The organism is Paenibacillus sp. FSL H8-0261 (assembly GCF_045040645.1).
Classification (GTDB): domain Bacteria; phylum Bacillota; class Bacilli; order Paenibacillales; family Paenibacillaceae; genus Paenibacillus_AQ.
The window spans coordinates 5629486-5643375 of the sequence record NZ_CP150297.1; the positions used below are offsets into that span (position 1 = coordinate 5629486).

A 13890-nucleotide genomic window follows, 5' to 3' on the forward strand; every position below is an offset into this window, starting at 1 on the left:
GGAATGTTAAATGAATATAAGTACACGTAATAGGCGAAGTAAATCCGCACGCTACATTGCGGCCTTAATGAGCGCCATCATTCTGCTTCCACTTTACACAAGTGCAGGTGGATCGTCGCAAGTAGCCTTAGCAGCAGGGACGACGCCTACTGCTCCAGCTCCGGCTGCAGATCATCCGCGTAAAATTGTAGCTTACTTCCCGGAGTGGGGAGATCAGGAGAACAAAGGATTTTATACTGTCGACAAAATACCGTGGGGCAAAATCACTCACATTAACTATGCGTTCGCCAAGGTAAACCCTCAAACGAACAAGATTGATCTGATGGACCGTACAGCAGCTATCGAAAAAGACTACCCTGACCAATTAACTAATTTGCCGTATAAAGGACATTTTAATCAACTCGTAATGTATAAGCAGTTATATCCCGATGTCCGCACCCTGATTTCGGTTGGTGGTTGGTCGGGTTCTGGTGGTTTTTATAACATGGCCAATTCGGAAGCTGGCCGCGAGACCTTTGCCAACAGTGTTGTGGATTTTCTACGTAACTACCAATTCAACGGTGTGGACATTGATTGGGAGTACCCATCTGGTACTGGTCAATCCGGTAACCCGAATGACTTCGGTGTGGCTGAGCCGCTGCGCACAGTGAATTACAACAACTATGTGCTCCTCATGAAAAAGCTTCGTGAAAAGCTGGATCAGGCAGGCGCACAGGACAATCAGAAATATGACCTAACCATTGCCGCAACCGCCTCCTCTTGGATTCTGGGCGGAATGAAGCTAGGGGAAGCCAACCAGTATTTGGACTGGGCGAACCTTATGACCTATGATTTCCACGGCGCTTGGAATGGATATGTAGGGCCGCATTCCGCCCTGTACCCGGATTCTCGTGATACTGAAACAGCTGCGCTGGGCACTCCGGTTCTGAATACCGACTGGGCTGTTCGATACTATTTGGGTACGCTTCCTCCGGAAAAAATAGTCATCGGAGTTCCTTATTACTCACGTGGCTGGAAGAATGTAAATGGAGGCATCAACAACACCGGTCTTTATGGTACAGCTCCTACAACCGGAGGGGGAGCCGACGGCGTATACGGAATCTGGAATGATCCTGCACCAGAGCAGCCGGCCGGCGCAAATCCAATCTGGCATGTGCTAAATCTGCTCAAAGATCCAGCGAACAAACGTTATTTCGATCCCGTTACCAAAACCCCATACTTGTTTAACGCTGACAAAAAGGTCTTTCTTACGTATGAAGATAAGGAGTCACTGGGCTACAAACTGGATTATATCAAGCAAAAAGGCTTGGGAGGGATGATGTTCTGGGAACTGACCGGCGACTACTCTGAAAAGAGTGATGGCACCTTTACGTACGGCAACTCGTTGACCGATTTTGCCTATGACCAGTTTAAGACAGCCTCTCTGCCAGGTGGAACTCCGAAGCCACAACTACCTGCACCTACGAACTTCAGTCTTAGCTTCAGTGGCGCTTACGATCATCCGAATTATACCTACTCCCTGAAAATAACGAATAACACAGGCGCGGATATCTCCGGTGGCTGGAAGCTGGAATTCGATCTACCGACAACAACAACCCTGACCTCTGCATGGGGAGCCGGTACTGTAGAGCAAATCTCTACGGATTGGGACTTTAATCGCTATCGTATTACCGGGACTGCATCTCAAACGATTGCAAACGGAGCCACACTGGAAGTTCCAGGCATGATGAAGCTGAATTTCTCGGGTGGTCCTCAGCGAATTACACTGAACGGAAGCTCGTCCCAGCAGGAATACGACAAACTGTATGGAGGCATCACTCCAACGCCTACACCTACGACAACACCAACTGCGACACCAACGCTTACTCCAACAGCGACACCGACACCAACTGCGACACCAACACCTGTGCCTACCGTAACACCAACACCAACCGCAACGCAGACACCGACTGTAACACCAACGCCGACTGCAACTGCGACACCTACTCCAACGCCGACCGTTGCACCAACACCGACTGCAACCACTGCACCTACGCCAACGCCAAATCCAGGAATATCTGCCTGGGCAGCGGGAGTCGCATACAAAGCGGGTGATAAGGTTAGCTACAACGGGTTAACGTATACATGTCTGCAGCCCCACACTTCACTTCTGGGCTGGGAACCGACAGCAACACCTGCACTCTGGAAGCTGAACTAATCCAATAAAATTATCAGCCTAGCCTTACAAATCAAAAGAAGCTTGCAAATCAAGGTACTCCACCTTGGATCTGCAAGCTTCTTTATTTTATCTCTCATGCGACCGCATGGAGCGCTTAGATTAGGAATTCAAGTCGTTAGCAGCAGCTAGCTTCTCAGTCAGCGACCTTAGCGCAGTTCCTCGGTGGCTAATCCGCTGCTTCTCTTCGAGCGTTAGCTCGGCCATTGTCTTTTCATATTCCGCCAAGTAAAACAACGGATCGTAGCCGAAGCCTCCACCACCAGCAGGTTCGGATGTGATCCATCCCTCCACTGCACCTTCAGCGGTTAACTCCCGTCCTGAGCTTGGATCGTATAAGGACAATGTACAGACAAACCGAGCTGTACTTAGCAAAGGCTGTCCGGTATCCTCGCCCTGTTTTAGCTTCTCAAGTTCGCTAAGCAGCTTCAGATTGTTCTCTTCATCTCCTGCATTTTCCCCTGCGTAACGTGCAGAGTACACACCCGGTTGGCCATCCAAAGCGTCTACGCAAAGACCCGAATCATCGGCGAGTACCGGGATTCCAAGGGCGTCACCTACGGCTTTGGATTTTTTAAAGGCGTTCTCGGCAAAAGTGGCTCCGTCTTCCACCACATCGGGCAGATCCGGATAGTCGTACATACTTTTCACTGTCAGCCCTAGCGGGGCAAAAGCATGCTCGAATTCGCGTACTTTCCCCTTATTCTTCGTCGCAACAATAAGAATACCGCCGTCAGACTTCATGCTACACCTCTTGGCCCGGCTGGCCGGAAGGGATTTTGAGAGCAATCGCTCCAAGCGCTTCTTTCTGCGCAGCAATCAGTTCATAGATTCCCTTCTCACCTAGACCCAGCAAAAGATCCAACTCTTGACGAGTGAACGGTCTTTCTTCGCCAGTCCCCTGAAGTTCAACAAAGGCACCGCCGCCAGTCATAACTACATTCATATCTACTTTTGCTTTGGAATCTTCTTCATAATTCAAATCGAGCAGTGTTTTATCCCCTACAACACCGACACTGATTGCCCCCAAGAAATCTGTTATAGGAAACACAGGCAACTTGTGCTGAAGTGCAATTTTGTTAATAGCAAATGCCATAGCAACAAAAGCACCTGTAATCGAAGCGGTCCGCGTACCACCATCCGCCTGAATCACATCACAGTCCAGCGTAATACTACGCTCGCCTAACGCTTGTAAATTAACTACGGAACGAAGCGCTCGTCCGATCAGCCGTTGGATCTCCATAGTCCGTCCGGTAAGCTTACCACGTGCAGCTTCACGCTGATTACGGGATTGAGTTGCCCGAGGAAGCATCGAATATTCAGCGGTTACCCAGCCTTTTCCTTGCCCTTTAAGAAACGGAGGCACTTTTTCCTCCACAGTAGCCGTACAAATGACTTTAGTATCTCCCATTTCAATGATCACGGAGCCCTCAGCATATTTATTCGTTTGGGTTGTTATTGTCAGCGGCCGTAATTGGTCGTCGTTTCGCCCGTTTGATCTCATCTTTTCTGCCTCCTACATCGTATAGCTAAAAGTTTAGCGTGAGTCCCATTGCCCCGTCATAAATACCGAGTAGCACAATGCTTGGGACGTAACGTCTTTTTGAGCAACTTTTATTCTACCAAAGAGGAGGCACAAAAGCATCTTTTAAACCTTACAGGGTCATTCTATAACGGGATCTCATTCAAATATTCAGGTGCGGAAACAGGTTTGCTGTAGTCCACATTATCTGTATCCGTAATCGATTCCTTGCCGTTCAAGCGAATTTGTACCAGAGAATCATCCGAATTTTGCGCAACCGTCAGTACGACCGATTCCAGCATTTCAGCGGGTACACCTTTACCATCTGTGAACATATCATCCGTCAAGGACACGGTAACTACACCGTTCTGCCCAGCATCAACGGAATCAAGTATCGTCCCCTGTGTCATGACCATTTCCAGCCCATTTCCGGATTCAGGACCTGCAATCAATTCGTTCAAAGCAGCAGTCAGCTGTTCTTGTCCGGCGGGTACAAATCGGGTTACAGGTACATAATATTGGATACCGTCAGGAGATGTTGTGGAAAAATAAACAGTAACCGCACTGGAGTTCATCAGAAGTGGACCTTGCTTCGGCAAGTTTATGCCCATTGTGCGGGTTAATGGACGATCCAGCGGAGTTCCTTGAAGCGGCATCTCTGTGAGCTTTTTACCATCTACCCAGAGCTGTACACTTTTAATGTCATCTTGACCGGTCAGCGTCCAAGTGATAGCTTCGAGGATTTTACGTTCCTCTAAAGGATCATAGTTATTGAATTCTTTATTAAATTCCACGACAGCTAAATTCGACTTCTTATCTACCGTAATATTTTGAACTTCCGTTCCAGCTGGAAGAACGCCTAGGAAGCCTTCAGGCACTGATGAGGCATATTCTCCCTTGCTCACTAATGCCATTAACGAGTTTTTGAGTGCGCTGGAATCTTTGCTCTTTGGCAAGCTTAGGGATACAGGAGCGAGTAATCCATTACCATCTTCCAAAAATACAGTTGTGCGATCTCCGGAAGCATTGCCCTGTGAAGTTTTGGTGCTGCCTTTAACCGCTGTCTGTGTATCATCCTGTGTCACAGGACCGAATACACCTGAATCCAACGTAGTATTTCCACTAGTCTGTAACATTTGTGCTTCAACCTCTGGTGGCGGAGCATCAATCGATGCCGATTCTGAACCAAACAGCCCACAGCCGGATAGTGCCAGTGGAACTGCGAGTAAGCATACTGCGGAGATTCCGCGGATTTGTTGCATAGGTTTCATCATTTATTACCCCTTTCAAGGTTAGATATCATTTGTACTGCTATGTATACGAGACCTTTGTCCAAAAAATAACAACAGCTTATCCTAAATTGTTGGAAAAGCCTGTGAACTACTTCTTCATCTCAAGTAGGGCCTGGATTTCAGTTCGCTGAAACTTCCCTCGCTGGACAAATACTTCCAGTAAACGTACAATCTGAGGTAACAACAGTCCTTAACATCATACTAACGTTTGCTGTAATGAAATGACTTACTAAACAACGAGGTGACTGAACATGGCTGATGACAAAATCGAAAAAATTCCGTACAGTCTGAACAGCAAGGCCGTCGCAGATGCGACCAAATTCTGGCTGAACAAGCGTGGAGTAACCCTGGAAGAAATCGCGGAACTCGTTATGTTCCTGCAACAGAAATACTATCCGAATTTAACGATGGATGAATGTATCCATAATGTAGAGATGGTGCTTAGCAAGCGAGAAGTACAAAATGCTGTACTAACAGGCATTCAATTAGATGTAATGGCAGAAGAGGGCAAGCTGTTCTCCCCACTTCAAGATATGATCGAAAATGATGAGGGATTGTACGGCGTAGATGAGATTCTTGCCTTCTCTATCGTGAACGTATACGGCAGTATCGGATTTACCAACTATGGCTATGTGGACAAGCTGAAGCCAGGCGTTCTTCAAAGGTTAAATGACAAAAGTACCGGACAAATCCACACCTATCTCGACGACATCGTTGGAGCCGTGGCGGCGGCAGCCAGTAGCCGAATCGCACACCGCAAGCAAGCGGAGCGCGAAATTGAGCTGGATCTGCCCCACACACCAGAGGATCGCGAAGAGGCCGCTAGGAAACTTGCAGAATATGATGAAACTCCGGAATGAGGAGTTTTAGGTACACCTTAATGATGAGTTTCAGATCGACTATATGAAACTCTGAGGAAAAAGCGATTGTTTCACAAGCCCTGCGGGCTGCTGAGACAATCGCTTTTTTGTGGGTAGCGGACGAGGAGTTCTACGATGGTGCTTCTGCTATGGGGGTTCTACGGTGGGGGTTCTACAGGAGCTCGTTGCCTATAGGGAAATCCTCCCTATAAAATAACGATTTTGGCTCAAATCCAGAGATTATACGGAATTCTTCCCTATAATCTCTATAAAAATCTCAATTCATAGCCAAATCAGTAGAATTATAAGGAGAAATTCCATATAAACAGCTTTAGAATCATTAAATCCAAAATTATAGGGTAAAATTCCCTATAATAGCTACCAATAGTTAGTTACTCTACATAAGAAGCGTTTCGCACACGTTGTCGGAATCAGCAGACGCTATACTCTTAAATCGCCCTAAATTTGAACACTTACGGTCTCCAGAGATGCTATTCGCTCAAAAATGACCCAAAACACTACTCTGTACAAGTAATAACGCCTTTCCGGTCCGATACTAACCTCAAAAGCTCAAAATCAACGAATAGCGTCATCTGAGTCCGAATACATACGCTAACGCATGAATATGGAAGCGATCGAAGGATGAATAGAGGAACGGAGGGACAAGGTTACTCAAATACAAAAAGAGCAGTCCCCACAATACAGGACTGCTCTTAAACTTTATACTCATCTACTTCACTTCGATCTTGCAAGATACTCTCTAGCTGATATGTTCTCCAACACTTTCAGCTGCGGCGAACGAGAAACCGCCGTCTGCCTCCAGCATGACTGCCCGTCCACGGCGCACCAATTCCGCCAAATGCGCCAGGGTCTCACTCATCGCAAAGCGCATCTGATGAACGGTGGTTACTCGGCTGCGAAACAGAAATTCGCACACCGCGAATCCGCTAAGCGGGCCGCTGGTGAGCAGCGCCGCCGCTGTATCCAGCCGCTCCTCATGATGAGCGAGCAGGCTGCTTACCCGGTGCGCGAAGCCAGCGAAAGGCTCGCGATGACCCGGGAACGCCATGCTGACCGGGTAGCTGCCCAGTTCCCGCAGCCCCTGAATGAACGTCTGCAGCGGCTGTGGATCGCTGCCTGGCAGCAGGCTGACATTGGGCGAGATCTGCGGGAGTACAGCGTCTCCACAGATCATTAGCCCGCTGCCAGCATGATACAGGCTCACATGCCCCGGTGCATGTCCGCCGGTAACTATGAGCTGCCATTCACGGCCGCCCATCTTGAAGGGCTCCGCCACATTGAAATAAGAAACGGCAGGCTGCGGCTCCACTTGGGAATTAAAGCTTTCCAAGTGGGCTTTAATCCCGTTCGACCACTCATCTGTCATCCCATGCCGGATGAAATAATCCGGTAAGATCTCATTTATGCCTACATCATTGTCTACGCCATTTCCCGTATCTTCACCTGTATCTTCATCCATGTCATTCCCTAGATCCTCACCAGTGCCCAAGCCCCACATCAACCTTGCCTCCGCATGGGCGCGCTCCGTCATCCACACCTTACAGCCACTCTGCGACTGCAGCCAGCCGGCTAATCCGTAATGATCGGGATGGTGATGCGTAACGACGATATCCCGTATATCCATCCACGACAAGTCCAGCTCCTGCAAAATCCCGAGCCAGCAATTCTCTGTATCCGGGCTACGCGGACCTGGATCGATAATAGTTACTCTACCATCTTCATCCGAGAGGATATAGCTGTTCACTTGACGAAGAGGCGAGTCCATGGGTACCGAGACTTGGAGAATGTTCTTGTCCCATGAAGTAATCTCTGCCTTAGACATAGAGCGTTCACCACCTTTAAATCTTTTTCCGGAAACCATTTAGGGACGTGTTCCACCAAAGATCATCCGCGTGGACCTTTCTGCATCATAAACCTCATCTTCATAGCTGCCATGTACAGCTTCGAGCTGCAAGCCCGCTTTCTCAATCATTTCCTTGAACTCCTCCAGTGAATAAAGCTTCACACGCTCATGATATTGACGAGGCGTAGGGTCATTCTTAGTAGTTAGAATGATGTCCTTCTTCACATAACCATCCTCAATTCGGCGTGACTCATCTATCAAATTCTCTCCGTCCTCACGCGTAGAATGCGGCACCAGATGACGAATCACATGCGCAGGATTCAAAAAATCAATAACGAACTTGCCACCTGGCTTCAGCAGACGATAGATTTCACGCAGAACCTTTACTTGCTCCTCATCTTTTTCAAAATAACCAAAAGAAGTGAACAGATTAACTACGGCATCGAATCCTCCATCTAGTGGTAAATCACGCATGTCGGAACGGATCCAGGTTACCTTCTCCGCCCCGACTTGAGATCGAGCTTCACGCAACAAGACCTCCGACAAATCCACTCCGGTAACCTCGTACCCTTCCTTCGCAAGTGCCAGAGAATGACGTCCCATCCCACAACATAAATCCAGCACTTTCGAACCTGTGGGCAGTCTCAGCCAGGCGATCATCTGATCTACTTCTTTACGTGCTCCACCGAAATCCCGGTGCTTATATACGATCAGATAATCCTCTCCGAAGCTCTTTTCATACCATTCAGTCATGTTGTCTCTCCTCTCCTCCTACAGGCGTCATCCCGCAACTCCACTTTATGTATGCTAATGTATCGCCATTGTACAGTCTTTTGCTGACAAACTCAAAGAAGAGTCATCATCTTGACCTCTTGGGCTTTAATGACAACTCTTATTGAAACTTCCTTTACACACGCTGCTGCAAATAGACCCTTGCTTCATAAGGGCGAAGCTTGAAAGAACGAATATCCTGATCTTTTGACTCCGGGTAATTACTGATTAATAACTCCAGCTGATCGGGATCGAACCCCGCTGGCCATTCGAATTCAGGCTCTCTATCAAAAAAATTCAAAATAACCAACAATCGCTGATCCTCTAAAGTTCGGCTATACGCATAAATCTCAGTATGCTCTGCAAGCAGTAGCTCATATGAGCCGTACACGATCACCTTGTATTTTTTTCTTAATGCTATCAGCTGTTTATAGTAGTTGTAGATAGAATCCGGATCTTTAACCGCATTGCCAGCGTTAATCTCCATATGGTTGGAATTCACTTCAATCCAGGGCGTCCCTGTTGTAAAACCGCCTGCATGTCCATCGTCCCATTGCATAGGGGTACGGGCATTGTCCCGGCTTTTATGATGAATCGCAGACATAATCTGCTCTTCTGGAACACCGTTTTTTCGCTTTTCTTCATAATAATTAAGTGTCTCCACATCCCGGTATTCATCAATGGAATCGAAACAGACATTCGTCATACCGATTTCTTCTCCTTGATAAATGTAAGGAGTGCCTTCCAGCATATGAATGAAGGTCGCTAGCATTTTTGCAGAAGGAATCCGGTAAAAGAGATCGTTCCCGAACCGAGACACCGAACGCGGCTGATCATGGTTACATAAATAATTCGCATTCCAGCCTCTCTCATGTAAAACTGTCTGCCAGCTACTCATGATCTTTTTCAGTTCAAGTAGACTCCAGGGAACAACATCCCATTTCCCACTACCCGGCGAAGCGGCATCCAGAAACATATGTTCAAACTGAAAAGTCATATTCAGCTCCCGGCGTCCGTCACCTACATAATCCAGCGCCTGCTCTGGTCCGAGTCCCGAGGTTTCTCCTACCGTCATAATATCGTAGAAATATAACACCTTATCGTATAGATTCTGTAGCAAGGTATGCACATCCTCCAGATTGGAGAACATACCATAGGCCCTTACAGTAGGTGTTCCGTTCGGGTTGTCTGCATCTGGATACCCTTTCGTCTTCACGATATGTGCAATCGCATCAAAACGAAATCCATCCACACCCTTCTTCAGCCACCACTCCACCATTTCATGCAGCTTATCAATGACCACAGGATTCTCCCAGTTCAGATCGGGCTGGTATTTGGAGTAGAGATGTAGATAATATTCATCCGTCCGCGGATCAAGCTCCCATACCGAGCCACTGAAATAAGACTCCCAGTTGTTCGGGGGGCCGCCATTTTTACCTTTTCGCCAAATATAATAGTCCCGTTTAGGATTGTCCTTCGACGACCTGGATTCTACAAACCAAGGATGCTCATGTGACGTGTGGTTCAGAACCAAATCCATCATCAGCTTCATTCCACGTGCGTGCAACTCCCTGAGCAACCGGTCAAAATCATCCATCGTACCGAATTCCTTCATAATGTCACAGTAATCACTGATATCATACCCGTTATCATGGTTAGGTGATTTATAAATAGGACAGACCCAGATCACATCTACACCTAGGTCCTGTAAATAATCCAGTCTGGATATAATACCTTGCAAGTCTCCGATTCCATCTCCGTTACTGTCCATGAAGCTGATCGGATAAATCTGATACACGACGCTTTCTTTCCACCATTTGGGGTTCATAACTCGGTTACCTCCTATTTAGCTATATGTAGAGTTTAACCACACAGAGCCTAGTAGATAACAAATCCCCCCTACTTCCCTAATCCCTTTTGATATTGTGAAGGTGTAAGTCCAGTCCATTTTTTAAAAGTAGCACTGAAGTGACGCTCTTCACCGTACCCTACCAATTTTGCAACGGCGTACATCTTTAGATTTTGGCGGAGCAGCTTTTTCGCTTCTTCTACCCGGTATTGGTGCAAGTAATCGAGAAAATTCACACCAAGCTCCTGACGGAAAAGTGAGCTTAAATAAGTATTAGAAACATAGGCTTCTTTCGCGACATACTCTAGTGTCAAATTGGTATTGTATTTATTGCGGATGATCTCCATAGCAGTGACTACTGTGCGATGTAGTGGACGATGTTTAGAAAAAGCCTCCACCACATTCTGCATGACCTTATTCAAAATCGTAGACAATTCTTCCAACGTCTCTATCTGTGGAGCCTGCTCCATCCAATTGACCAAATGCTGCTTCCATTCGAAGCCAGCGACTTGTTTTTCCTGCGCGAGTCTCTTTAATCGAACTACAAAAGCAGTTGCCCGAATATTCACTTCTTGCTTAAGACATCCCGGATTGCTACGAAAACGATCCAGCCATTTCTCCAGCAGATCGAGTGCGAGCTCATTGCTCCCAGCCCCCACCGCCACAAGCATTTCATCCTCCAGCACATTTAATTCAGAATCATCTAAAATCCCGATTTCCTGTGGAGCGCCACCTATTACTCCCGTTCCTTCTGTATAGTAATAGACACCGCCTTTTCCGTTCAAAAATCGCGATTCCATCGCCTGAAGGGCTTCTTTATACGACAGATGCGCTTCAGAAATATCCGAACGACAGGAGCCAACGGCAATACTGATTGACAGTTTGAGATATTTCTCCAAATTACTCTGCAGCTTCTCAATCTGCTCTTTCAATTGGAGGGGTGCTCGGTAAGGCTTGCGAGAATCGGTTCCAGCTAATCCGCTGCCAATCCATAGCAAGTTATTGCCATCATGAAAAGTCTCTATTTTTCCTCTATAGATAGGCGACAAGGTCTCACTGATAATATTTAACGCTGCGTAACGTAGAAGTACAAAATCCTGTCCTGTTCCTGTAGCGGAGGGTGGATCAAAATCAAAGCTGACCAGACCAATTTGTGGTCCTTCAAAGCCAATCGCCATAGATAACTCTCCGATCAGCTCCTGTCGCCGTTCTAGCGGAACCGGGGGATGATAAATCCATTGAGACAGAACCTGGCTTTTGACAAGCGGTGCATTTTTATGCCAAGAACGATCTCTTTTAAGCTGTTCATCCTCCTGATATCGTTGTCTTTCAATAAGTTCCTTGGCCTTCAGTACCGTCTTCAGAATTTCCTCAGGTCGGCATGGCTTCAGCACATAATCAACAACACCCAGGGAGATCGCTTGCTTCGCATAAGAAAACTCGTTATACCCGGATAAAATAATCGACCGGAAGCCGTAACCTCTACGCCGTGCGACTTCAATCAGCTCGAGACCACCCATTTGTGGCATACGAATATCCGTTAACAAAAGATCGGGCTGTTCATTCTCCATCAAAGCCAGCGCTTCACTTCCGTTCCCCGCCTCACCCATGACCTCAATCTGATGTGACTTCCAATCAATCATATTCACAATGCCCTCACGGATCGTATCTTCGTCTTCAGCAATCAGCAGCTTCATCATTTATGGCCCCTCCACAGTGATATGAATAATAATACGTGTGCCTGCCCCTTCCACACTCTCTAGTTGTAAAGAGGCTCCTGCAAAAAATAAGGCCAGTCGTTCCTGCACATTCATGAGCGCAAATCCTGTGCGTCCAACATTGTCTTCCTCAGGTAAAGAATTTCCCCTTGCTAAACGTTGATGAAGCTCTAGAAGTCTATCTGCCGTGATCCCTGCACCATTATCCTGTACCTCAAGCACAATAGTCTTCTCTATACGGTAAGCTCGAACGGATATCAGCCCGCTTCCAGACAGCGGCTCAATCCCGTGAATCACTGCGTTCTCGGCTAGTGGCTGCAGCAGCAGCTTTGGTACTGTGAAATCCTTGATACTCTCATCCAGAGAAATTTCGAATTCAAAACGCTCCTTAAAGCGATTTTTCTGAAGGAACAAGTAATTGGTCACCAGCTCTACTTCCTGCTCCAAAGTAAACGTATCCCGTCCATCATTTAAGCTCAGTCGGAACACTTGAGAGAGAGAATACACCATATCGGCAATTTCTTTATCTCCCTTCTTCTCAGCTTCCCAACAGATTGTATTTAACGTGTTATATAAAAAGTGAGGCCTGATTTGGGCTTGAAGCGTTTTCAACTCTGCTTCCTGTTGCTTCATTCTTGAGGCGTATACATCATTGATGAGCGATTTAATCCGCTGCACCATTAGATTATAACCATGCCCAAGTAAGCCGATCTCGTCATTTCCTTCAAAAAATACCCGCTGCGTGAAATCACCTGTTTGTAGTCTGCGCATCGAACGGGAAAGCTTCTTCAATGGTTTCGTGATAGCGGCAGCTGCCAGCCAAGTAACCATTAGGCTAACTACTAAACACAGAACAGCAATCGTCATCGTGACCTGTAAAATCTGACCGAGCTCTTTAACAAGCTGCCGCTTGGAATGAGCCACCACCACATACCAGCCTGTCGTCTCCGACTGCAGATGCGACACAATCCACTGTTTATGATCCGCTGTAGATTCCAGCCTTTTTTTCACAGTCAGCTTAGGGTCGCTGTCCGCAAAATACGGAAGTTCCAGATCTCTTTTGCCAATCCAGCTCGGATTCGAAGCCGTAATAATCAGCCCATCCCGATCAATTACGAACATATCTACATCATCTTCAGCATTGTCGAGATATTGGCTCCCAATCTTCCCTGCATCCACACCGATCACAGCGAGTCCTGCCGGCTTTAAGGTGTAAATATTCATGATGATTCTGGAAAGCACAATCTTATGATAATGATCGCCTACAAAAATGCCGTCAGTCGGCCTGGAGAGTCCAAAGGTTGGGCTACCTGCTGCTTTAATAGCTTCTTTATAATACGAGGTTTTGATAAAATCTGAGTACTTCATACCTGTCGTCAATCCTGCCTGATTCGCAGCAAAAGGCTCTGCTCCATTGTTATCGTCTAAAGAATACAGAATCAGCGATTGAATTGAATTGCCTGCAACCATAAGATTGGTAACGGTCTTAAATACAGAATTACGTTCCTTTTGTGCTTCAGACGATGCTAAGAGCCGCTGCACACTTTCATCCAGAAAGAGTGTATTCGAAAAAGATATCATGCCCCGTACCATCTCATCGATCTGCTCTGCTGTTTTTTTGGTAAGATGATCCTGCGACTGTTTCATTTTCTCCACCACCTGCTGTGAAGAGATCTGATACGAGTTCCAGCCCATAGCGAATATGGTCACCAGAAGCAGGGGGACGAACCATAACAACAGCTTAAATTGGAGCGGAAGATGGCGATAACGGCTGACTAAGCGAAAGTTTCGATTCATGA

10 protein-coding genes are annotated in these 13890 nt (G+C 46.9%); 2 read left to right on the plus strand and 8 right to left on the minus strand.

The features are described from left to right. Positions 1 to 10 precede the first annotated feature (10 nt). Positions 11 to 2197 (plus strand): glycosyl hydrolase family 18 protein, encoded by a 2187-nt coding sequence (locus MHI27_RS25045; protein ID WP_405174923.1) that lies wholly within the window; start codon positions 11 to 13, stop codon positions 2195 to 2197. Positions 2198 to 2317: 120 nt separating this feature from the next. Here MHI27_RS25045 and MHI27_RS25050 read toward each other — a convergent pair whose 3' ends face one another. The 3 genes from MHI27_RS25050 to MHI27_RS25060 all read right to left on the minus strand — a co-directional run bounded on the left by MHI27_RS25050 (position 2318) and on the right by MHI27_RS25060 (position 5008). Then, positions 2318 to 2959, minus strand: coding sequence for an XTP/dITP diphosphatase (locus tag MHI27_RS25050; protein ID WP_339243345.1), 642 nt, complete (start codon positions 2957 to 2959; stop codon positions 2318 to 2320). 1 nt (position 2960) lies between these two features. After that, entirely contained in the window at positions 2961 to 3719 is a 759-nt protein-coding gene (rph, locus tag MHI27_RS25055) for a ribonuclease PH (RefSeq protein ID WP_042130710.1), read from the minus strand. A 164-nt stretch (positions 3720 to 3883) separates the two neighbouring features. After that, positions 3884 to 5008, minus strand: coding sequence for a GerMN domain-containing protein (locus MHI27_RS25060; RefSeq protein WP_339248666.1), 1125 nt, complete (start codon positions 5006 to 5008; stop codon positions 3884 to 3886). A gap of 272 nt (positions 5009 to 5280) precedes the next feature. Between MHI27_RS25060 and MHI27_RS25065 the strand changes: the two genes are divergently transcribed. After that, positions 5281 to 5889: a phosphatidylglycerophosphatase A gene (locus MHI27_RS25065; RefSeq protein WP_076286050.1), complete on the plus strand. Its 609-nt coding sequence runs from the start codon at positions 5281 to 5283 to the stop codon at positions 5887 to 5889. Between the two features lie 760 nt (positions 5890 to 6649). Here MHI27_RS25065 and MHI27_RS25070 read toward each other — a convergent pair. From MHI27_RS25070 to MHI27_RS25090, 5 genes are all read right to left on the minus strand, one after another. Next, positions 6650 to 7771: an MBL fold metallo-hydrolase gene (locus tag MHI27_RS25070; protein ID WP_405174924.1), complete on the minus strand. Its 1122-nt coding sequence runs from the start codon at positions 7769 to 7771 to the stop codon at positions 6650 to 6652. Beyond that, the gene (locus tag MHI27_RS25075; protein WP_076300466.1) at positions 7772 to 8506 is read right to left on the minus strand and encodes a class I SAM-dependent methyltransferase; all 735 of its coding nucleotides are present in this window, start codon (positions 8504 to 8506) and stop codon (positions 7772 to 7774) included. A gap of 154 nt (positions 8507 to 8660) precedes the next feature. Next, the gene (locus tag MHI27_RS25080; RefSeq protein WP_042191334.1) at positions 8661 to 10352 is read right to left on the minus strand and encodes an alpha-glucosidase; all 1692 of its coding nucleotides are present in this window, start codon (positions 10350 to 10352) and stop codon (positions 8661 to 8663) included. Between the two features lie 71 nt (positions 10353 to 10423). Next, positions 10424 to 12073 carry a response regulator gene (locus tag MHI27_RS25085; RefSeq protein ID WP_076300464.1) on the minus strand — a complete coding sequence of 550 codons (1650 nt, stop codon included), beginning with the start codon at positions 12071 to 12073 and terminating at the stop codon, positions 10424 to 10426. After that, a complete protein-coding gene (locus tag MHI27_RS25090) occupies positions 12074 to 13888 on the minus strand; it encodes a sensor histidine kinase (RefSeq protein ID WP_076286046.1) in 1815 nt (604 codons plus the stop codon). It lies immediately after the preceding gene. Positions 13889 to 13890 lie beyond the last annotated feature (2 nt).

What these genes read in the sequence shown, in the direction of transcription:
- MHI27_RS25045 (WP_405174923.1), top strand. Translation starts at nt 11, where the DNA reads ATGAATATAAGTACACGTAATAGGCGAAGTAAATCCGCACGCTACATT.
- MHI27_RS25050 (WP_339243345.1), bottom strand. Translation starts at nt 2,959, where the DNA reads ATGAAGTCTGACGGCGGTATTCTTATTGTTGCGACGAAGAATAAGGGG.
- rph (WP_042130710.1), bottom strand. Translation starts at nt 3,719, where the DNA reads ATGAGATCAAACGGGCGAAACGACGACCAATTACGGCCGCTGACAATA.
- MHI27_RS25060 (WP_339248666.1), bottom strand. Translation starts at nt 5,008, where the DNA reads ATGAAACCTATGCAACAAATCCGCGGAATCTCCGCAGTATGCTTACTC.
- MHI27_RS25065 (WP_076286050.1), top strand. Translation starts at nt 5,281, where the DNA reads ATGGCTGATGACAAAATCGAAAAAATTCCGTACAGTCTGAACAGCAAG.
- MHI27_RS25070 (WP_405174924.1), bottom strand. Translation starts at nt 7,771, where the DNA reads ATGGTTTCCGGAAAAAGATTTAAAGGTGGTGAACGCTCTATGTCTAAG.
- MHI27_RS25075 (WP_076300466.1), bottom strand. Translation starts at nt 8,506, where the DNA reads ATGACTGAATGGTATGAAAAGAGCTTCGGAGAGGATTATCTGATCGTA.
- MHI27_RS25080 (WP_042191334.1), bottom strand. Translation starts at nt 10,352, where the DNA reads ATGAACCCCAAATGGTGGAAAGAAAGCGTCGTGTATCAGATTTATCCG.
- MHI27_RS25085 (WP_076300464.1), bottom strand. Translation starts at nt 12,073, where the DNA reads ATGATGAAGCTGCTGATTGCTGAAGACGAAGATACGATCCGTGAGGGC.
- MHI27_RS25090 (WP_076286046.1), bottom strand. Translation starts at nt 13,888, where the DNA reads ATGAATCGAAACTTTCGCTTAGTCAGCCGTTATCGCCATCTTCCGCTC.